Source organism: Rahnella contaminans (assembly GCF_011065485.1).
Classification (GTDB): domain Bacteria; phylum Pseudomonadota; class Gammaproteobacteria; order Enterobacterales; family Enterobacteriaceae; genus Rahnella; species Rahnella contaminans.
The window spans coordinates 66813-85916 of record NZ_JAADJS010000002.1 but is presented as its reverse complement, the minus strand read 5'-3'; the positions used below and the strand labels follow the sequence as shown (position 1 = coordinate 85916).

18 protein-coding genes are annotated in these 19104 nt (G+C 52.5%); 7 read left to right on the top strand and 11 right to left on the bottom strand.

Annotation, left to right across the window (positions count from 1 at the left end; all coding sequences use genetic code 11):
* Positions 1-52 precede the first annotated feature (52 nt).
* The gene (locus tag GW579_RS09615) at positions 53-1624 is read right to left on the bottom strand and encodes a methyl-accepting chemotaxis protein (protein WP_165058854.1); all 1572 of its coding nucleotides are present in this window, start codon (positions 1622-1624) and stop codon (positions 53-55) included.
* A 316-nt stretch (positions 1625-1940) separates the two neighbouring features.
* Between GW579_RS09615 and ppa the strand changes: the two genes are divergently transcribed.
* The gene (gene ppa / locus GW579_RS09610) at positions 1941-2471 is read left to right on the top strand and encodes an inorganic diphosphatase (protein ID WP_152325307.1); all 531 of its coding nucleotides are present in this window, start codon (positions 1941-1943) and stop codon (positions 2469-2471) included.
* A gap of 101 nt (positions 2472-2572) precedes the next feature.
* On the opposite strand, the gene GW579_RS09605 is transcribed toward ppa, so the two are convergent.
* From GW579_RS09605 to tamA, 3 genes are read right to left on the bottom strand one after another with little or no spacing between them, the layout of a single operon-like run.
* A complete protein-coding gene (locus GW579_RS09605) occupies positions 2573-2926 on the bottom strand; it encodes a gamma-glutamylcyclotransferase family protein (protein ID WP_104923512.1) in 354 nt (117 codons plus the stop codon).
* Positions 2927-2957: 31 nt separating this feature from the next.
* The gene (tamB, locus tag GW579_RS09600) at positions 2958-6773 is read right to left on the bottom strand and encodes an autotransporter assembly complex protein TamB (RefSeq protein ID WP_165058853.1); all 3816 of its coding nucleotides are present in this window, start codon (positions 6771-6773) and stop codon (positions 2958-2960) included.
* A complete protein-coding gene (gene tamA, locus GW579_RS09595) occupies positions 6770-8449 on the bottom strand; it encodes an autotransporter assembly complex protein TamA (protein ID WP_206738883.1) in 1680 nt (559 codons plus the stop codon). The genes tamB and tamA overlap by 4 nt, the downstream gene beginning before the upstream one ends.
* Before the next feature lie 325 nt (positions 8450-8774).
* Here tamA and msrA point away from each other — a divergent pair, with 325 nt between their 5' ends.
* The gene (msrA, locus tag GW579_RS09590; protein WP_165058849.1) at positions 8775-9413 is read left to right on the top strand and encodes a peptide-methionine (S)-S-oxide reductase MsrA; all 639 of its coding nucleotides are present in this window, start codon (positions 8775-8777) and stop codon (positions 9411-9413) included.
* A gap of 228 nt (positions 9414-9641) precedes the next feature.
* Entirely contained in the window at positions 9642-10991 is a 1350-nt protein-coding gene (gene paeA / locus GW579_RS09585) for a polyamine export protein PaeA (RefSeq protein WP_152325310.1), read from the top strand.
* 105 nt (positions 10992-11096) lie between these two features.
* On the opposite strand, the gene GW579_RS09580 is transcribed toward paeA, so the two are convergent.
* Entirely contained in the window at positions 11097-11303 is a 207-nt protein-coding gene (locus tag GW579_RS09580) for a DUF1107 domain-containing protein (RefSeq protein ID WP_013573785.1), read from the bottom strand.
* A gap of 311 nt (positions 11304-11614) precedes the next feature.
* Here GW579_RS09580 and GW579_RS09575 point away from each other — a divergent pair, with 311 nt between their 5' ends.
* A complete protein-coding gene (locus GW579_RS09575) occupies positions 11615-12172 on the top strand; it encodes a YtfJ family protein (RefSeq protein WP_165058847.1) in 558 nt (185 codons plus the stop codon).
* A 36-nt stretch (positions 12173-12208) separates the two neighbouring features.
* Here GW579_RS09575 and cysQ read toward each other — a convergent pair whose 3' ends face one another.
* Positions 12209-12955 carry a 3'(2'),5'-bisphosphate nucleotidase CysQ gene (gene cysQ, locus GW579_RS09570; RefSeq protein WP_165058845.1) on the bottom strand — a complete coding sequence of 249 codons (747 nt, stop codon included), beginning with the start codon at positions 12953-12955 and terminating at the stop codon, positions 12209-12211.
* Positions 12956-13178: 223 nt separating this feature from the next.
* On the opposite strand from cysQ, the gene GW579_RS09565 reads away from it, so the two are divergent.
* Together GW579_RS09565 and ytfE are read left to right on the top strand one after the other, a co-directional pair.
* Complete coding sequence (locus tag GW579_RS09565) at positions 13179-15128, top strand: bifunctional 2',3'-cyclic-nucleotide 2'-phosphodiesterase/3'-nucleotidase (RefSeq protein WP_165058843.1); 1950 nt, start codon at positions 13179-13181, stop codon at positions 15126-15128.
* A gap of 123 nt (positions 15129-15251) precedes the next feature.
* Positions 15252-15917 carry an iron-sulfur cluster repair protein YtfE gene (ytfE, locus tag GW579_RS09560; RefSeq protein WP_165058841.1) on the top strand — a complete coding sequence of 222 codons (666 nt, stop codon included), beginning with the start codon at positions 15252-15254 and terminating at the stop codon, positions 15915-15917.
* 89 nt (positions 15918-16006) lie between these two features.
* On the opposite strand, the gene fklB is transcribed toward ytfE, so the two are convergent.
* The gene (gene fklB, locus GW579_RS09555; protein ID WP_095923686.1) at positions 16007-16627 is read right to left on the bottom strand and encodes a BamJ family beta-barrel-assembly machinery protein; all 621 of its coding nucleotides are present in this window, start codon (positions 16625-16627) and stop codon (positions 16007-16009) included.
* 255 nt (positions 16628-16882) lie between these two features.
* Here fklB and GW579_RS09550 point away from each other — a divergent pair, with 255 nt between their 5' ends.
* A complete protein-coding gene (locus tag GW579_RS09550; RefSeq protein WP_152325315.1) occupies positions 16883-17590 on the top strand; it encodes an OapA family protein in 708 nt (235 codons plus the stop codon).
* On the opposite strand, the gene GW579_RS09545 is transcribed toward GW579_RS09550, so the two are convergent.
* The 4 genes from GW579_RS09545 to priB form a co-directional block, all read right to left on the bottom strand.
* Positions 17587-17958 (bottom strand): DUF488 domain-containing protein, encoded by a 372-nt coding sequence (locus tag GW579_RS09545; protein ID WP_152325316.1) that lies wholly within the window; start codon positions 17956-17958, stop codon positions 17587-17589. The genes GW579_RS09550 and GW579_RS09545 overlap by 4 nt on opposite strands.
* A 103-nt stretch (positions 17959-18061) precedes the next feature.
* Entirely contained in the window at positions 18062-18514 is a 453-nt protein-coding gene (gene rplI, locus GW579_RS09540) for a 50S ribosomal protein L9 (protein WP_013573778.1), read from the bottom strand.
* Positions 18515-18553: 39 nt separating this feature from the next.
* Positions 18554-18781 (bottom strand): 30S ribosomal protein S18, encoded by a 228-nt coding sequence (gene rpsR, locus GW579_RS09535; protein WP_002210155.1) that lies wholly within the window; start codon positions 18779-18781, stop codon positions 18554-18556.
* A 4-nt stretch (positions 18782-18785) separates the two neighbouring features.
* Complete coding sequence (gene priB, locus GW579_RS09530) at positions 18786-19103, bottom strand: primosomal replication protein N (RefSeq protein ID WP_152325318.1); 318 nt, start codon at positions 19101-19103, stop codon at positions 18786-18788.
* Position 19104: the final 1 nt, after the last annotated feature.

Sequence of the window (19104 nt, the reverse complement as noted above, 5' to 3'; positions counted from 1 at the left end):
AGGTGGCTTTTAAAGCCACCTTTTTATTGTCTTCAACGTCACATTCAACGTATTAGTAATGCTCAGCGCGGTTTAGCTTAAACACCGCCATGCTTTCCGCCAGCAGTTGCGCCTGCTCTTCCAGAGAACGCGTGGCCGCCGTGGCCTGCTCGACCAGTGCCGCGTTCTGCTGCGCAACCTGATCCATCTGCGTAATCGCCACATTCACCTGTTCGATGCCGTGCGTCTGTTCAATAGTTGCGATGGAAATTTCGCGCATCAGGCTGGTCACCCGCGTTACTTCGCTGGAAATCTCAACCATCGTATCCGCCGCAGATTTCACCATCGCCGAACCTTCGGACACGCGGCTTTCTGAATCTCCGATCAGCTCTTTGATTTCACGGGCGGATTGCGCACTGCGCTGCGCCAGACTGCGAACTTCACCGGCCACCACCGCGAAACCCCGCCCCTGCTCACCGGCGCGGGCGGCTTCCACTGCGGCGTTCAGCGCCAGAATATTGGTCTGGAATGCAATGCCGTCAATCACGCTGATAATGTCACCGATACGTTTCGAACTGTCGGTAATTCCCTGCATTTTATCCATCACCTGATGGACAACTTCGCTGCCCTTATCGGCAATGACGGAGACGCTTTGCGCCAGCTGATTAGCCTGCTCGGAATTCGCCGCGTTCATGCGCACCGTTGATGTCAGCTGTTCCATACTGGCGGCGGTTTCTTCCAGAGAAGCGGCGGATTCTTCCGTACGTTGCGCCAGATGAACGTTACCAGCGGCCAGTTCGCGGGAGCCTACATCAATCTGATTCCCGGCATCGCGGACGCGCCCGACTGAGAGCACCAGCGAATCCTGCATTTGTTTCATGGCCTTGAGCAGGCGTCCCATTTCATTATTACGTGAATCATCGATTTCATGCGTCAGATCGCCTTTGGCAATGAATTCGAGCTGCGCTATAGAGAAATTCAGCGGATGCATAATAATTTTTTGCAGAGCAAACCAGGCGATCAGCGCAATCGCCAGTGCGATTAGAAAACCGATCACAATCACGGTCACCTGAATGCGGGCATTAGTACGTGCCTGTTCGATTCTCCGGGCCGTATTATCGGTGGCGTACGCCCGGAAATCTGCCAGCGCTTTGTCGTAAGCATTGCTGTACGGCGTGATTTTATTTTCCAGTACGTCGTAATAACCGTCGGCGCTTTGCGCCTGAAGTGCGGCCAGAAGTGGCACCAGGCCGTTAGCCTTATAAGCTTCGTAGCTTTTACTGACCGCCGCCGATAATTCACGGCCCCGCTCGGTGTCATCCTGAATGCTGTTGAATTTCGCCAGATCTGCATTAGCCTGTTTGATGTAACCGGCAATCCGGTCGGTGGTGGATTTGGCGTCGTCCATCATGCCAATTTCAAGCTGACGCACCGCAACACCACTGGCAACACGCGTGCGCAGCGAGAAACTGTAGCTGTCTGCCAGCGATCCCAGTTCATCTCCCTGAAGCTGGTTAATTTTCTGTAGTGAAGTGGCACTTTGCCGGATGGCATTGGCGCCAAGGACACTAACCAGCAACAAAATCAACGTCATCACGACCAGTAAGCCAATCAGACCGGCTTTTACGCTCAACTTATTCAACATACGGTGTTATCCAGCTATTCAGGTGAAAAGGAGAAACTGCGAATGAGGTAGGGATCAGGTTTGCCTGAATTTTTGTATGAATATTGTTATCGGCAATCCACTGAATCTCTTGATAAGAAAAGCAAAAACAGCCAGTTACACGGTAAAGAGGTACATGCGTAATGTTTACTGCCGATTCTGAAGATTTTGCCAATCCTCAGCAGCAGGTCATGCCGGAAAATTGGCAAAGGCGATACGACGAAAAGGGCGGGAAATCACGGGAGAGTTGGCTATAATGTGCGGCACTCTATTCCTGGTTCAATGAAGGAAACCAACAATGAGCTTACTGAACGTGCCGGCAGGCAAAGAACTGCCAGAAGATATCTACGTTGTTATCGAAATCCCGGCAAACGCGGATCCTATCAAATACGAAGTTGATAAAGACACGGGTGCACTGTTCGTAGACCGTTTCATGTCTACCGCAATGTTCTACCCTGCGAACTACGGTTACATCAACCATACCCTGTCTCTGGACGGCGACCCGGTTGACGTACTGGTTCCAACGCCATACCCGCTGCAACCAGGTTCTGTGATCCGCTGCCGTCCTGTTGGCGTTCTGAAAATGACTGACGAATCTGGTGAAGATGCGAAAGTTGTTGCGGTTCCGCACACCAAACTGAGCAAAGAATACGATCACATCAAAGATGTGAACGACCTGCCAGAGCTGCTGCGCGGCCAGATCACTCACTTCTTCGAGCAATACAAAGCGCTGGAAAAAGGCAAATGGGTGAAAGTTGAAGGTTGGGCTGATGCCGCTGCTGCAAAAGCTGAAATCGTGAGCTCCTTCGAGCGCGCTAAAAACAAGTAATTGTTTTCTGCGACACGAAAAAAAACACCGTCCACTGGGCGGTGTTTTTTTATGTATAACGCGTTGGCTAGCAACGACTATTTCTGACGACCTTGCTCAGATTACTCGCTGACCGGTTCGTTACGCTTCACCCAGTCGCCACCCTCAATTCTCGGCACACCATCCAGTGAGCGAATGTAGAGGTAAATCCAGGCACTGCCGTAAGGCGTCGAGATCAGCTCGCGACGATAATCTTTCGTATTGCTTTTCAGCTCATCCAACTCAGCCATGATTGACGAGTTAATGCGGTAAACTTCGCAATAGACCTTCCCGTCCCCTGGAATGACTGCCGGATAGTGCCCCAGATTATAAAGCGCATACCCTTCCAGCTCATGGTCACCCAACCATTGAGCATTCGTCATCCAATGACTGTTGCCTTGCTTGCGTCGCAGACTACCGTAAACAATTATTCGCATGTTTATATTCGTATAGTAAAAGTCACATGAATTAAAACTCAAACTGATAGAGCAAATCCAATGCCTGATCGATGCCCGATACCGCCTGCAGGTAAAGCTTCGGCATCAACCGATAGCGCAATGTCAGGGTTGCCAGCGAGTCAAATATCCCGACACCATATTTCACCTGTAAACCCGGTAAAACATAGCCACTGACCACGACCTGAGAACTGTCTCCCACGCCCTGAGTATCCAGCGCCAGATTGCTGACGCCAAATGCCTCGCCGATTTTACCCACAAGTTTACCACTTTGCGCAACCCCTAACCCGATAAGAGCTGAGGTCATAGCACCGCTGTCACCTCCAGAATTGTCTAATCCTTGCCCGCGAAGCAGGTAGGACAAGGCTTCCTGCTGCGACATCGCCGGATCTGAGAATATTTCAAGTTTAGGTGCATCTGCCTCGCCGGTAACGCGTAAACCGGCTACAACGTCATTTTCTGTCGCTTCAGGGTTACGGATGGCTTCCAGATTCAGCAGTGGCTGGTCCGCCGGACCGGAGAATAACAGCTGACCTTTGCGCACAATTAAGTCCTGACCGTACGCATGGAAACGCCCGGACGGAATATTAATTTGTCCGTTCAGACCCAACCCGCGGCTGTCCTGAGCCACTTTCAACGCACCTTCCAGACGGGCTTTCAGACCAAACGCGTCCAGACGCACATCCGGGCCGATATTGACCATCAGGTTGCTATTGATCGGAATCGAAGCCGAAACGGGTGCGATCGGCTGACGCTGATCGTTAAGCATCACTTCATCCGACGAAATGCCCACAGCGCTTTCCGGCAGTTCCTGCACGGTAATGCGCGCCCAAGGAATATCGACGGTGCCGTTGAGGGAGAACAATTGCGGCGTGGCATCAAACACCAGGTCCGGCGAAACATCCAGCCGCACCATCGGCGGCACCGAAACGCGGACTTTATTCCCGCGCGCGGCAATACGGGCGCGCCAGGCGTTGATTTCGCTCCAGTCGGCGTTGCCGTTCAGCTCCAGCTGACCCTGAGCGGTTTTGATGACGCCTTCCATAATCGACGACATGCCGTTGAAGTTGATGTTGATATTGGCATCCGTGATATCAAACGGCATAAATTGCCCGTCGAAATCGACGCCTGTCAGCGCCAGTTTGCCGAAGACCTGCGGTTTTTGCGCATCACCGCCCAACCGCAGATTCGCATTAAGGATGCCGGAGGCTTTCTCACCATCCATCAGTGCGGGTTGCAGCAATGCCATAGAAACACGGGCGATATTCACGTTCCCGCTGAGATTACGTTTCCCTTGCGGATCGGCGATCTGGATATTGCCGTCGAGCTGGCCGTTGTGGGTAATTTTGATCAGCCAGTCGAGATTTGCCCGACCATTGTTCAGCCCGGCGTTCAGATTCAGCGTATCGAACGCGACCGGCAGCGGATTCCCCTGCACCAGTTGCTGTACTTTCACGCCTTTACCCACCAGCGAAACGCTGGCCTGTGGCAGACCGCCTTCGGCTTTCCAGCTCACGTCGGCTTTGCCGCTGAATGTCCCGCTCAGCTGCGTATCGTCAGTGAGGAAAGGTTTGATCATCGCCAGATCAAAACGGTTCAGCACCACGCTTGCCTGCCCGCTGGCACCGGCATCAATGGTTTTCGGTACGCACAGATCTGCATTCGGATTTTGCCAGCAGTGTGGCCCGACGGTGATCCGCTGCTCTTTATTGAAATAATCCAGCGCGATAGAACGGTTGAGACGCCACTGCCCGACCGGCGTATCAAACGACGTATTGTTGATAGTGCCTTTCCATTCTTCGGTTGCGCGGTCAAAACTGCCGGTCAGCGCCAGGCGCCCCGAGACCGGTTTGCCCTCCACTTTCAGCGTCAGCTGATGCTGCTTTTCATTGCCTTTGGCTTCCAGATTGATATCTGAAATATCCAGCGCATCCTGCTTAAGTTGCTGGACGCGCACGGCAAGATTGCCCTGAATCTGATCGGTGGAACTGACGTCGCCCTTCACATCCACGCGACGCACCGTCAGCGCCTGCCATTTTAGGCCGGTGGCAGTCAGGTCGGCCAGCAACTTCGGCGCTTTCAGATCACCGCGCAGTTGCAGCATCCCTTTCACCACGCCGCCCAGCCCCGGCAATGCGCCATCAAGATGCGGCGCATCCACTTTAGCGTCCAGATTCCAGGTGTCGCTGAGCTTGCCTTTCACGTCCAGATTATTGCGCCCCAGCTCAAGGTGCAGCTGTGGAATATCCCACTGCCCGTAGCTGTTTCCGCGTACGTTGCCCTGCGCTTTGACCGCGTTTTGTTTGACGTTACCGGTCAGATCCAGCACCGGAACCTGCATCTGCCACGTGCCGCCATACAGGCTGCCGCGCGTGGTAATTTTACCCTGCAACTTCGCAGGCCAGTCCGGCCACTGTCTGGTGGTGTTAATCCCCGTCAGTTTCAGTTCGCTGTTCCAGCTTATTGCTTTGCTCCAGTCGACCACGCCGGTCAGGTCTGTATTGCCTTCCAGCGCCGCCAGGCGCAGCAACGTCAGTTTGAATTGCTCCACGTTCCCTTTACCGTCAACGGTCAGCGTGGCGGGCGGGATCTGATCGCCTTTGAAATCAGAACGCAGCGAAAGCGCATAATCCGTCGCTTTACCGCTGAAATTCAGTTTGAAGCCTTTCACCTGATACTGAGGCGTGCCGGTCAGCGGCCACTGCAATGCATCGCTGCTGAGTTTCAGATCCAGCGGCAGTCCGGCTTCCGCCAGCTGAGTCTGCAACGCCAGTTGGGCACGCACCGGGCCGGAAAGGTTCAGCCCCACATCAAGCTTGTCGCGCAGCCCCCCGGCAATTTTAAGTTTGATCTTCTCGCCTTTGAGCGGATCGAGATTCACGGCGGTATTAACCGTCATATCCACCGGCCAGTTTTGATTCAGCGTTGCCTGCCCGATGCCGTCCAGCGAACCCTGTGGCGAACGCACCTGCAATTTATCGAGCTTAACGATCTGATTTTGCGTACTGGCTTTCAGTTCGAAACGGGTGATGAGCACATCGGTGTCACCGGTCAGACGCAGGTTTTCACCGAGAATTTGCTGAATATCGAGATCGACCGGCAGACGGAAATCCGGTAATTCAGGCAGCAGCGGTTTGGCAAAAAGCTCCTGTAAAGTCTCACCCAGTGGTTTTTCAGGCACCATAACGGCCGGTTCTGCCGGTTTTCCGGTAGCCTTTTCGACCGCTTTGTCCTGCGCCGCCTGAACAACTTCCGGTAACGGATTGACCGGCGTTTTCGGCAAGGCAATCAGCAACCCGCCGATATGCGTTGGCATCAGCTGAATCGCCCGACCTTCCCAGTGCGCGCCGGTGCGGAATGACGCCAGAGAAATCGCCCGGTCATCGAGCGTCACGTTGATATTATCCAGCGTCAGCACGCGCAGCGTAATCGGATAGGGCGTGCTGAGATTGGTCAGCGGCTCGCTGTTTTCTGGCTGAGGTTGCTCCGCCGCCGGTGTCATTTCTTTGGTGTTCACCACCACATTGACGTCCTTCACGCGGAGCGCGTTAACGCACAGCGCGCTGTTTTTCAGGCACGAAAAATCGAGCGAAAGATGGAATTCTCCCGCTTTCACGTCAACGCCCGGCATTTCGTAATGCACACCTTTAAGGGTCAGATCGCGCCATCCGCCTTCGGTGCTGGCGATATTCAGCCCCGGCACGAAGCGGTTCGCGCCATTGATCATCAGATGCAGACCGGTTTGCGTACCGACTAAAAACGCCACCAGACTGATGATCAGCAGCAGGAAGATCAGGAAACCCAGGCAGATTTTCTTAAATACACTCATAATTCCGGACCTAAACCGATGTAGAACTGCAATCCATGCTCATCTTTGTCGCCAACGGGGGCGGCAACGTCTAATTTCACCGGGCCGATCGGTGAAGCCCAGCGCACGCCTACGCCCGCACCGGTTTTAAAATCATTTTGCGTGATGTCGTTCACCGCTTCGCCGGAATCTACAAACACCGCACCCCACCATTTTCCGGTCACGTTGTACTGATATTCCACCGAACCGGTGCCCAGGTAGGAGGCACCCGTCAGTTTGCCGTCATCATCGCGCGGGGAAATGGATTTGTATTTGTAACCACGAATGCTGCGGTCACCACCGGCAAAGAATCGCAGGGACGGCGGCACGCGCTCGAAGTCATTGGTTTCAATCCAGCCCAGATTGCCGCGGAATACGAAACGATGTTTTTCAGCCAGCGTGCGGATCCAGACGTTCTGCGCCTGAATCACGGCGAAATCGACGTCCGAGCCCCAGGTCGTATCCGAGACATCCAGAGAATAACGTTGGGAATCGCCCCAGGTCGGCATCAGTCCGCCGCGCTGACGCGTACGGTTCAGGCTCACACCCGGATAAATCAGCATCGTCGTGTTAGTGACGCTGCCTTGGGTAAAGTGGTCGAGGCTCCAGCGCAGGTTAACAGCGTGCTGCCAGCCGCTGGACAAATCCCAGTAACGGGCCAGATTCACCGTGGTGGAATCGGAGTTGGTGTCGTTCAGGTCTTCACGTTTGAAGCCGCCCTGAACCAGGTAATACTGTTCGAGCGGCGATTTCAGCAGCGGAATTTTATAGCTGAGATCCAGCGATTGTTCAGGGCCGGAGAGCGTCGTGGAAGTTTCAAAGCTCTGACCGCGATCGTTAACCCACGGTTTTTTCCAGTTAGCCGTCAGACGCGGACCGATATCCGTGGAAAAACCGACACCGGTTTCGATCGTATTTTCGGTACGCGGTGACACCAGCGCATTCAGCGGCAGCGTTTTTGTGGCTTTGGCATCAGTAAAATCTGGTGACACAACGACCGAGTTAAACCATCCCGTGGCGGACAGGCGGCGGTTAAGCTCAGCCAGTTGCGCAGACGTGTAATAATCACCCTGCTTAAATGGCACCAGATTTTGCAAATATTCATCGCGGATTTGCGAGCCCTGATAATGAACGCCGCCAAAGCGATAGCGGTCACCGCTGTCGAACTGGATATCCCAGAACGCTTTGTGTTCATCTTCAATCACGCCCAGCTGGCTTTTGCGCATATTGGCATCGAAGTACCCTTTGCGCACGGCCTCGCCGGTCAGAGAACTTTTAAAACTGTCGTAGGTGCCGTGGTTCAGAATGGTGCCTACCGCAGGAACCTGCTCTTTCTTCAGTTTCTCAAACTCATCATCTTTGGCCGCCTGACCTTCAATAACGACATTCGTGCCAGCGATTTTTACCGGCGTACCCGGCGTCACTTTGGCAATCAATACCGGGCGGCCCGGCGGAGGGGTTTCGCGGTAATCGAAATCGATTGTTGGCGAATAATAGCCTAATGGCCGCAACCCCTGCTCAATGGCGGCGCTGACACGCGCGCGAAACCGCCCGTTAGCCCCGACTTCATCACTTTGAATTGAAGATAAGCGAACGCGAACGTTCCTTTCCAAATCGCCATCCAGGCCTTCCAGCTGCAAACGCACTTTCGCTGCCATGGAGAGTGAGGGGGCCAGCAGTACACATAACAAACCCAGTTCACGATATCGTGGCACACGCACTCCTGCTAATTTTGCTGTCCTGTTAAAAAATTCGTTACCCGCCGGGGCGTATCTGTTCGTTTCTGGCAGATTCATCTTTCCAAAGTCAGATGACAGCATTTTAGTGCTAATACCCTGAAAATGTTCAACGACGAAGCAACGTTCCCCGTATTGTGTGCAAAGACGCAATCAGATACAACTAAGAGTGGCCTGTTGGTCACTGATATTCACTAAGACCTTTAGTTACAAACCTTGTTCATTAAAGCAACAACTGGAGTTTTCCGTGGTGCAACTTTCCGATAAAGCGCAACCCGTCAGTCATGAGGATGCGTTACCTGGCCGTACAACCCCGATGCCGGTTGCAACGATTCACGCAGTAAACGGCCATTCAATGACGCATGTGCCTGATAATATGGAAGTCGCCATCTTTGCGATGGGCTGCTTCTGGGGCGTTGAGCGTTTATTCTGGCAGCAGAATGGGGTTTACAGCACAGCCTCCGGTTACAGCGGCGGTTTCACACCGAACCCGACTTACCGCGAAGTATGTACCGGCCAGACTGGCCACGCCGAAGTCGTCCGCGTGGTGTTTGATCCGGCAGTTATCAGCTACGCGAAGTTGCTGCAAATCTTCTGGGAGAATCACGATCCGGCTCAGGGGATGCGTCAGGGCGGCGATATCGGGACACAATATCGCTCTGCCTTGTATGTGCTGAGCGCAGACCAGCAGGATCAGGCGCTGGCCAGCCTGGCGAGTTTCCAGCAGGCGATGGATGAAGCGAACGATAAGCGCACCATCACCACAGAAATTGCTGAAGCCCTGCCGTTCTATTATGCAGAAGACGATCATCAGCAATATCTGTATAAAAACCCGGAAGGCTATTGCGGATTAGGCGGCATCGGCGTCTGTTTACCGCCGCAATAATGCGGGATTTTTAAGCGCTGGCGGCAGTCTCAGTGCTGCTGCTATACTATGCGGGTCACAAATGTGGCCCTTTAAAACTATTTCTGGCAATTATCTTTGTTTTTCATCCTTACGCTTTTTTCTTATGAACTGCTTTTTACGGCTTCATTTAAAAAGATGTTCTTTTAAGCAACAAAAATAATGAGAGCCTTTCCCTGCCGGCTTACCCCGGTGTTAAACGGATAGATTATGTTAAACAGTATTTTACTGATTCTTTTACTCATCGCGATCAGTGCATTTTTCTCGCTGTCAGAGATATCGCTGGCAGCTTCCCGCAAAATCAAACTTAAACAGTTGGCAGACGAAGGAGACGTCAATGCCGCACGCGTAATGAAATTACAGGAAACCCCTGGCCTGTTCTTTACGGTGGTTCAGATTGGCCTGAATGCCGTCGCCATCCTCGGTGGTATCGTCGGTGATGCCGCGTTCTCCCCCGCTTTCCAGACTTTCTTTGTTCGCTTTATGTCGCCTGAACTGGCGGATCAAATCAGTTTCATCTGCTCATTCGCACTGGTCACCAGCCTGTTTATTCTGTTTGCTGACCTTACGCCGAAGCGCATCGGTATGATTTCACCTGAGTCGGTTGCCGTCCGTATAGTCAACCCGATGCGTTTCTGTCTGATGATTTGCCGCCCGATGGTCTGGTTCTTTAACGGCATGGCAAACATGATTTTCCGTTTGTTCAAACTGCCGATGGTTCGTAATGACGATATTACGACAGACGACATTTATGCCGTGTTTGAAGCCGGTGCTCTGGCTGGCGTGCTGCGTAAACAGGAACATGAGTTGATTGAAAACGTGTTTGAACTCGAATCGCGTACCGTTCCGTCGTCCATGACCTCGCGTGAAAGCGTGATCTATTTTGACCTTCGCGAAAGCGAAGAAAGTATTAAAGAGAAAATCGCCACGCATCCACATTCCAAATTCCTGGTTTGCGATGGTCATATCGATCAGGTCGTGGGCTATGTCGATTCCAAAGATTTACTGAACCGCGTGCTGGGCAATCAGAGCCTGATGCTGAGCAGCGGCGTGCAAATCCGTAATGCGCTGATTGTGCCGGATACCCTGACGCTTTCCGAAGCGCTGGAAAGCTTCAAAGCGGCAGGCGAAGATTTCGCGGTGATCCTCAACGAATACGCGCTGGTCGTGGGTATTATCACGCTCAATGACGTGATGACGACGCTGATGGGCGACCTTGTCGGTCAGGGCATGGAAGAGCAGATTGTGGCCCGTGACGAGCATTCATGGCTGATTGAAGGCGGTACGCCAATTGAAGATGTCATGCGCGTGCTGCATATCGAAGAATTCCCGCAGTCCGGCAACTATGAAACCATTGGCGGCTTCATGATGTTCATGCTGCGTAAAATTCCAAAGCGTACGGATTTCGTGAAATTCGCTGGTTATAAATTTGAAGTCGTGGATATCGACAGCTACAAAATTGATCAGCTGCTGGTGACCCGGATTATCGATCAGCCTGCTGCTCCTTTGCTGCCAAAAACACCGCAGGAAATTAAAGACGAGAAGAAGGCACAGGCGTAACGCCATCCGTTCTTTGTTTTCCGGAAAGACAAACGGCCCCAAAAGGGGCCGTTATTGTTTGCGCAAGCTGCTCGCAAAAGGCGGCAGCGACAACGCGCAGGGCTGTCAGCCCATTTCCGCCTGCAGGTGCGTCACCTGGCGGTTAACTTCAGACATCACGCTGAAATGGCGCTTATCCCGGACCTTTGGCAACAGGATTTTGCCTTGGTCAAACTCGAACGCGCCGACGTCTTTAATATACAAACGCCCACGAAACAGTGTCTTGACGTACTTTGCGACTTTCATCGGATTGTAACGCTGGAAGATTCTCATTTTTCTACTTTTCTCCGTTAAATCACTGCATGCACCAGCCACGTCGCAAGGCGACAGATACTGGGGCAGAAAAAGGTCGATTGCAGTGAAGAGACCTATAACATAGCAGGGCAGTCAGGTATTGCCAGTGTATTTAACTGCTTTTACATTGCTTTTCAGTATTGTCCTAAGTCTTGACGCTAAATGGCAGTATAACCCTGCTTTATGTGGCAATTTTGTAACCTGCAACACAAATTTAACAACCCAACAGGACAGACCACTTGGGCGATCCTATGATGGAGTGGACTGTTCATTTGCGCCCCGGAGAATCTATGCTTTTAAGAAGTCTTTTTGTGATCACTTTTATGACATTTTCGCTTTTTGCTTCCGCTCATAATTTTACCGTCGGCCAGCGCGTGGCTCCTGTCGGCGTAGACAATAAAGGCGAGCTTAGTGACGTCAATGACCAGTTCAGCTATAGCAAATGGAACAGCGCGAAATTGCCGGGCAAAGTCCGCATCGTGCAGCACATGGCGGGCAGAAGCAGCGCCAAAGCGCTCAATGAACCGCTGATCACCGCCATCCGCGCCGCAAATTTGCCGCACGATCGTTACCAGACCACCACTATCGTTAACACTGACGACGCAATCATCGGCACAGGCCTGTTCGTGCGTAAAAGCATTGAAAGCGGCAAGCGTGAATTCCCGTGGTCACAGGTGATTGTCGACAGCAACGGAGCAGTGAAAAAAGCATGGGAACTGCAACCGGAAAGTTCGGCGGTCGTCGTGCTGGATAAAAATGGCGTGATCAAATTTGCCAAAGACGGGCAACTGACGTCGCAGGAAGTGCAGCAGGTGATTACGCTGGTAGATCAGCTGGTGAAAGAGTAATGAAGAAAACCCCGGCGTGAAACCGGAGTTTTTGTATCAGAAGAGAGAAACCCGGAAGCCCGGATTCAGGAAAGACTCACGCGGCGTATACGTCAGCGTCTGCCCTTTCCAGTCATGCACCTGCGCACCGGCGGCCAGCGCCACGGCGTGTCCGGCGCCAGTATCCCAGATATTGGTCGGCCCGAAGCGTGGATAAAGCTGCGCAGAACCTTCGGCCACCAGACAGAATTTCAGCGATGAGCCGATAGCCACGGTCTGATGTTCGCCCAGCTGCGCCAGATAATCCTGCAATTCCGGGTCATTACTGAAATGTGAGCGACTCACAACCACCAGCGGCGGATGCGCTTCGAGCACCTGAATATGCCGGCGCTCGCCCTGGTCTTCCTTCCACGCCTTGCCTTCGGCTGCGCTGTACATCACTCGGGTTACCGGCACATACACCACGCCCAGCACCGGAACACCGTCTTCGATCAGCGCGATATTCACAGTGAATTCACCGTTACGCTTCAGGAATTCTTTGGTGCCATCCAGCGGATCGACCAGCCAGTAGCGCGTCCATGTCTGACGCTCGCTCCAGCTTTGCGGATCCTCTTCCGACAACATCGGCGTTTGCGGATCCAGCTTTTGCAAACCGGCCTTAATCACGTTATGCGCCGCAATATCGGCCGCCGTGACCGGTGAATCGTCTTTTTTATGACGCGCATCGAGCGGCTGCTCGCCGTCATAGACCGCCATAATGGCGTCGCCCGCCTCGCGCGCTAACTGACAAATTTGTTCTAACATCTTTTACCTCAATGCTTTGATTCTCATTTCTCAAGCCTAGTTTTTTTTACCGTGAATAGCCATCCCGTAATGTTACCGGGCCAGCGTAATGACGGTTTAAAGACGTCATAAAGTTGTTACAACTCACATTTATTTATGGCAACTGGTTACAGTCTCAGCAAATTTTGAGATACATATCCGGTTTTTCTTTTCCGGGCGTCGCCCGTTCTCTGGAGGCAAGGCAATGAATAAGCGTCATCTGACGTTATCCCTGTTGGCTACGGTGATCGCAACATCTGCGGGCGCGGCACAGGTGGATCTGCGCATCATGGAAACCACGGATCTGCACAGCAACATGATGGACTTCGATTACTACAAAGATAAACCGACGGACAAATTCGGGCTGGTGCGCACCGCCAGCCTGATCCACGCGGCGCGTAACGAAGTGACCAACTCTGTGTTAGTCGATAATGGCGACATCATTCAGGGCAGCCCGCTGGGCGACTACATGGCATCAAAAGGGCTGAAACAGGGCGATGTTCATCCCGTTTATCTGGCCATGAACACGCTGGATTACGCGGTCGGTAACCTGGGGAATCACGAATTCAACTATGGTCTGGATTACCTGAAAAAAGCGCTGGCCGGGGCGAAATTCCCGTACGTGAATGCCAATGTGATTGATGATAAAACCGGAAAACCACTGTTCACACCTTTCCTGATAACCGATAACGCAGTCAAAGACCGCGACGGCAAAACGCATAATCTGCGCATCGGTTATATCGGTTTCGTACCTCCGCAAATCATGGTCTGGGACAAGGCTAATTTGCAAGGCAAAGTGACGGTCGCCGATATCACCGAAACCGCGAAAAAGTGGATCCCGGAGATGCGTAAACAGGGCGCAGACATCATTGTCGCCATCCCCCACTCCGGCCTGTCGGGCGATCCGTATAAAACGATGGCCGAGAACTCGGTGTATTACCTGAGCCAGGTGAAAGGCATCGACGCCATTATGTTCGGTCACGCGCATGCTGTTTTCCCCAGCGAAGAGTTTGCCAATATCAAAGGCGCTGACATCAAACAGGGGACGCTGAATGGCATTCCTGCGGTGATGCCGGGCATGTGGGGCGACCATCTGGGTGTGGTGGATATGGTTTTAAATAACGACGGCAACGGCTGGAAAGTTGAAACCGCGAAGGCCGAAGCGCGCCCGATTTATGATAAGGTGCAGAAGAAATCGCTGGCCGCTGAAGATCAGGAGCTGGTGAAAGTCCTCGCGCATTCTCACGATGCCACACGCGAATTTGTCAGCAAGCCGATCGGCAAATCTAATGACAACATGTACAGCTATCTGGCCCTGGTTCAGGATGACCCGACCGTGCAAATCGTCAATAATGCGCAGAAGGCCTATACCGAGCATTTCATTCAGGGTGATCCGGATTTAGCGAATCTGCCGGTATTATCCGCTGCAGCACCGTTCAAAGTGGGCGGGCGTAAAAACGATCCGGCCAGCTATGTTGAAGTGGAAAAAGGTGAGCTGACCTTCCGTAATGCGGCTGATTTATACCTGTATCCGAATACGCTGGTGGTGATGAAAGTCACCGGTCAGGAAGTGAAAGACTGGCTGGAATGCTCTGCGGGTCAGTTTAATCAGATTGACGTGAACAGCACTAAACCGCAGTCGCTGATCAACTGGGACGGATTCCGTACCTATAACTTCGACGTGATCGATGGCGTGAATTATCAGATTGATGTCAGCCAGCCGGCGAAATATGACGGCGAATGTACGCTCATCAACAAAGATGCTGAGCGCATTAAAAACCTGACGTTTAACGGTAAGCCTATCAATCTGAAAGCGACATTCCTGGTTGCCACAAACAACTACCGTGCCTACGGCGGAAAATTTGCGGGCACCGGCGATAAACATATTGCCTTCGCTTCGCCGGATGAGAACCGTTCTGTAGTGGCTGCATACATCGGCGCAGAAACCAAAAAGCACGGTGCCGTTACGCCAACGGCGGACAACAACTGGAAGCTGGCAACGATTAAAGCGCCGCAGCCGCTGGATATCCGCTTCGAGACATCGCCGGGCGACAAAGCCGCAGCCTTCATCAAATCTCACGCGCAATATCCGGTCACCGCCAAAGGCACGGACGATATTGGCTTCGAGGTTTATCAGGTCGATTTGCAAAAATAGCCCTTCACTCAACGCTCCTCCGGGGGCGTTTTTTCTTTCTGTACTTCTTTTGAGCTATAGCCTTGCCTTAAAGATGCATTTATAATGCATGTTATAAATTAATTCATTTAATGAGGCTTCATCATGGACTATCGCGACCAACCTCTTGGCGCTCTGGCAGTTGCCATTCCGCGCGCAACCCGTCTTTTTCGTCAGTATGATTTAGATTTCTGCTGTGGTGGCAAACAAACGCTTCTGCGCGCCATAACCAAAAAAGAGCTGGATATTGATGCGATAGAACAGCAACTTGCTGAAATTGCACAGCAACCGGACACTTCGACGGACTGGAAAACCGCGCCGCTGGCAGAGATCATCGATTTCATTATTCCGCTTTATCACGATCGTCACCGTCAGGAGTTGCCGGAACTGGTACTGATGGCGGATAAAGTCGAACGCGTTCACGGTGACAAACTGCCCTGCCCGCACGGTCTGGCGATCCAGCTGCAACTAATCCTCGACGAACTGACCCAACATATGATGAAAGAAGAACAGATCCTGTTCCCGATGATCCGCAGCGGAATGGGACGTCAAGCCGCCGGTCCGATTTCAGTGATGGAACGTGAACATGATGATGCGGGCGTTATTCTGGAAGAGATCAAACGACTGACCAATAACGTGACGCCGCCGGAAGGCGCCTGTGTCACCTGGCGTGCGCTGTATGCCGGGATTAATGAGTTCATTACCGACCTGATGGAACATATCCATCTGGAAAATAATCTGCTGTTCCCGCGGGCATTACGCGGCGAGTAATTTCGCTATCCGTAAGTGACACGCCCTAAAAGACAAAGATGAAAAAAGGGCGCAAATGCGCCCTTTTGGTTTCTGGTTTCCGCGCGGAATTACAGAATTTCTAACAGCTCAACTTCGAAGACCAGCGCGCTGTATGGAGGGATGGAAGCACCCGCACCACGTTCGCCGTAAGCCAGGTTATGAGGGATGTACAGTTCCCATTTAGAACCCACTGGCATCAGAGTCAGTGCCTCAATCCAGCCAGCAATCACGCCGTTAACCGGGAATTCAGCCGGCTCACCACGTTGTACGGAGCTGTCGAACACAGTGCCGTCGATCAGTTTACCGGTGTAATGAACACGTACGCGGTCCTGACGGCCCGGGATAGTGCCTTCACCCTGAGTGATAACAGAGAATTGCAGACCAGATTCGGTGCTGCTCACGCCTTCGCGCTGTGCATTTGCAGCCAGGAATTCCTGGCCCTGAACAGCCAAGGCTTCCTGACGTTCACGACGAACAGCATCAGCACGTTCGTGGACTTCACGCAGTGCGCGGTGAACCACATCAACAGGAACGGCTGGCGTATTCCCTTCCAGCGCGTCACGTAAGCCTGCCAGCAGTGCGTCAGGCTCTAAGCCTTGCAAACCTGATTCCTGCAACTGTTGACCGACCTGCAGGCCGATGCCGTAACTTGCCTGCGCTTCTACGCTGTCAAATGAAGGGGTAGTCATGAATTTTCCTTAGCTCTTAAAAATGTCGAACGCGCAGCATAGCAGCGCAACGCTTTTGGGTAAAATTCTCTGTGAGGCAACTTGACGCCTGACGCAGTTCCTTCCACTTTTCGATAAATTTTTCGTATTTGCCGCTATTTAACACATCGTTTGAGTGATATTTATGCTTTGCCCCTTTCCGCATCAAGCAGTTAAACAGCTATACTAGGCAGCAACAGGCAGTCGAAATTGTGACAGTGAAAAAGAGAGGTTGTCATGGGCAGAATCCCGCCCAGGAGAAGGAAAGCCGTCCGTATTTATCAACCCATGTTGAGATCCTGGATTGCCATTATGAAAAGGCCGATGCAAGACACGACAGCGCAAACTGAAAACGAAGAGGAAGAAAACGTCGGGCAAACCGGTCGCGCTTCTTCTGCGGTGACGAAAAGCAAAACGCTGCTCAGCAAAATCTGGCATATGAGCGACGATTTCCACTGGATGTCGCCCCTGCCATATGCGCACCGCCGTGGCATGATTATCAGTGTACTGGTGATCCTTCTGGCACTGCTCTGGCCTTATACGCCGGAAAATACCTACGCGCCTTCACAACCGCAGCAGCCGACCAGCATTCCGATGCAGGCCGATTTGCGTAACGATCAGGGCCGGACCACGCAAATGGCTGAACCGGACCCGGTACAGCCGCAGGTGAACGACAGCACCGGCACCTGGCGCAATTATCAGGTTCAGTCAGGGCAAACGCTGGCTCAGCTGTTCCGCGATAATAATATGGCCGTGAATGATGTGTTCGCGATGGCGCGCGTTGAAGGTGCTGACAAGCCGCTGAGCACGCTCAAAACGGGTCAGCAGGTGAAGATTCAGCGTGATGCGCAGGGCGTGGTCACCGCATTACAGGTGACGACGGATCAGAATGTGACGGTGACGTTTACGCGCCAGCCGGACGGCAGTTTCCAGCGCGGCGGTTAAGCATTGAGCTTTTTATGCAGTTTTTCCAGTAGAAACTCGCGCAGCACGACGGCCTGATTATGGTGTACGTCTTTGCTGCCAAACAGCAGGGTCAGCGAATGGCCTTGCTGCACTATCTCCAGTAATCCCTTCCAGTGCTCACTGACTTCTAGCTGCTGACGATAACGTGCGGTGAACGCATCCCACTGATCGGTGTGATGATGAAACCACTGACGTAGCTCAGTTTTCGGTGCTACCTCTTTGAGCCAGACGACGCCCTGCAATCTTTCTTTGCTGATACCACGCGGCCATAAACGATCCGTCAGATAGCAATGTTGTTGTGCCGGACCGTGGAAATCGTAAACGCGCTGAAGAGTAATGTCTGCCATCGAATCGCTCCATGAATGCCTTTTCAGACTAGCGTATTTTGCCGGACGCAGAAAAGCAAAACGCCGGCACAAGGCCGGCGTTTTACAGGTTAACTGCAGCGTATTACGCTTCAGCAACCACAACTACGTTCAGTTTAGCGAATACGTCGCTGTGTACCTGGAACTCAACTTCGTGTTCACCAGTGGTACGCAGAACGCCATTCGGCAAACGAACTTCGCTTTTAGCAACTTCAACACCAGCAGCAGTTACTGCATCAGCGATATCGCGAGTACCGATAGAGCCGAACAGTTTGCCTTCGTCGCCTGATTTAGACGCGATGGTTACTGAACCCAGTTCGTTGATTTTAGTTGCGCGAGCTTCAGCAGCGTTCAGAACGTCAGCCAGTTTGGCTTCCAGTTCTGCACGACGTGCTTCGAAGAACTCAACGTTTTTCTTGGTAGCAGGAACAGCTTTGCCCTGTGGTACCAGGAAGTTACGAGCGTAGCCCGCTTTAACGTTAACTTGATCACCCAGGCTGCCCAGGTTTGCTACTTTATCAAGCAGAATAACTTGCATTACCTTATCCTCTCAGAGTCGTTAATTGACAGTTGCCGATTACTGATGACGATCAGTGTATGGCAACAGAGAAAGGTAGCGTGCGCGCTTGATGCAACGAGCGAGCTGACGCTGGTATTTTGCACGAGTACCGGTAATACGGCTCGGGACAATTTTACCGCTTTCGGTAATGTAGTTTTTCAGCGTAGCGATGTCTTTGTAATCAATCTCTACAACGCCTTCCGCGGTGAAACGGCAGAACTTGCGACGACGGAAATAACGTGCCATTAGGCTAGTCTCCAGAATCTATCAAATCAATCTGCTCGGCATGTAACACCACTTTATTCAGTCCATTGCGCCCTTGATGGCAACTAATGAATCCGGAAACAGTGAGTTGCGTGCCGACCGTTATGCTGTGAGTTAATGCTTGTGACGCTTGTCCGCTGACAACGATGGGCATTCTGCACCATGCTTGTCGGCTAAATCCGGCTTCCTGCTGCTGCGAGCGGTGCTCAAGCACAAACTGGCAGTGAGGAATGCCCGAAGGACTGACTTTACGAATGGGGGTCTTGCACACAGTGCCTGACAACACCAGACGATTCGCCGTCACG

Bases quoted from the DNA above. Each gene is read 5' to 3' on its own strand.
- GW579_RS09615 (WP_165058854.1), bottom strand. From the start codon at position 1,624: ATGTTGAATAAGTTGAGCGTAAAAGCCGGTCTGATTGGCTTACTGGTC.
- ppa (WP_152325307.1), top strand. From the start codon at position 1,941: ATGAGCTTACTGAACGTGCCGGCAGGCAAAGAACTGCCAGAAGATATC.
- GW579_RS09605 (WP_104923512.1), bottom strand. From the start codon at position 2,926: ATGCGAATAATTGTTTACGGTAGTCTGCGACGCAAGCAAGGCAACAGT.
- tamB (WP_165058853.1), bottom strand. From the start codon at position 6,773: ATGAGTGTATTTAAGAAAATCTGCCTGGGTTTCCTGATCTTCCTGCTG.
- tamA (WP_206738883.1), bottom strand. From the start codon at position 8,449: ATGGCAGCGAAAGTGCGTTTGCAGCTGGAAGGCCTGGATGGCGATTTG.
- paeA (WP_152325310.1), top strand. From the start codon at position 9,642: ATGTTAAACAGTATTTTACTGATTCTTTTACTCATCGCGATCAGTGCA.
- GW579_RS09580 (WP_013573785.1), bottom strand. From the start codon at position 11,303: ATGAGAATCTTCCAGCGTTACAATCCGATGAAAGTCGCAAAGTACGTC.
- GW579_RS09575 (WP_165058847.1), top strand. From the start codon at position 11,615: ATGCTTTTAAGAAGTCTTTTTGTGATCACTTTTATGACATTTTCGCTT.
- cysQ (WP_165058845.1), bottom strand. From the start codon at position 12,955: ATGTTAGAACAAATTTGTCAGTTAGCGCGCGAGGCGGGCGACGCCATT.
- GW579_RS09565 (WP_165058843.1), top strand. From the start codon at position 13,179: ATGAATAAGCGTCATCTGACGTTATCCCTGTTGGCTACGGTGATCGCA.
- ytfE (WP_165058841.1), top strand. From the start codon at position 15,252: ATGGACTATCGCGACCAACCTCTTGGCGCTCTGGCAGTTGCCATTCCG.
- fklB (WP_095923686.1), bottom strand. From the start codon at position 16,627: ATGACTACCCCTTCATTTGACAGCGTAGAAGCGCAGGCAAGTTACGGC.
- GW579_RS09550 (WP_152325315.1), top strand. From the start codon at position 16,883: ATGGGCAGAATCCCGCCCAGGAGAAGGAAAGCCGTCCGTATTTATCAA.
- GW579_RS09545 (WP_152325316.1), bottom strand. From the start codon at position 17,958: ATGGCAGACATTACTCTTCAGCGCGTTTACGATTTCCACGGTCCGGCA.
- rplI (WP_013573778.1), bottom strand. From the start codon at position 18,514: ATGCAAGTTATTCTGCTTGATAAAGTAGCAAACCTGGGCAGCCTGGGT.
- rpsR (WP_002210155.1), bottom strand. From the start codon at position 18,781: ATGGCACGTTATTTCCGTCGTCGCAAGTTCTGCCGTTTCACCGCGGAA.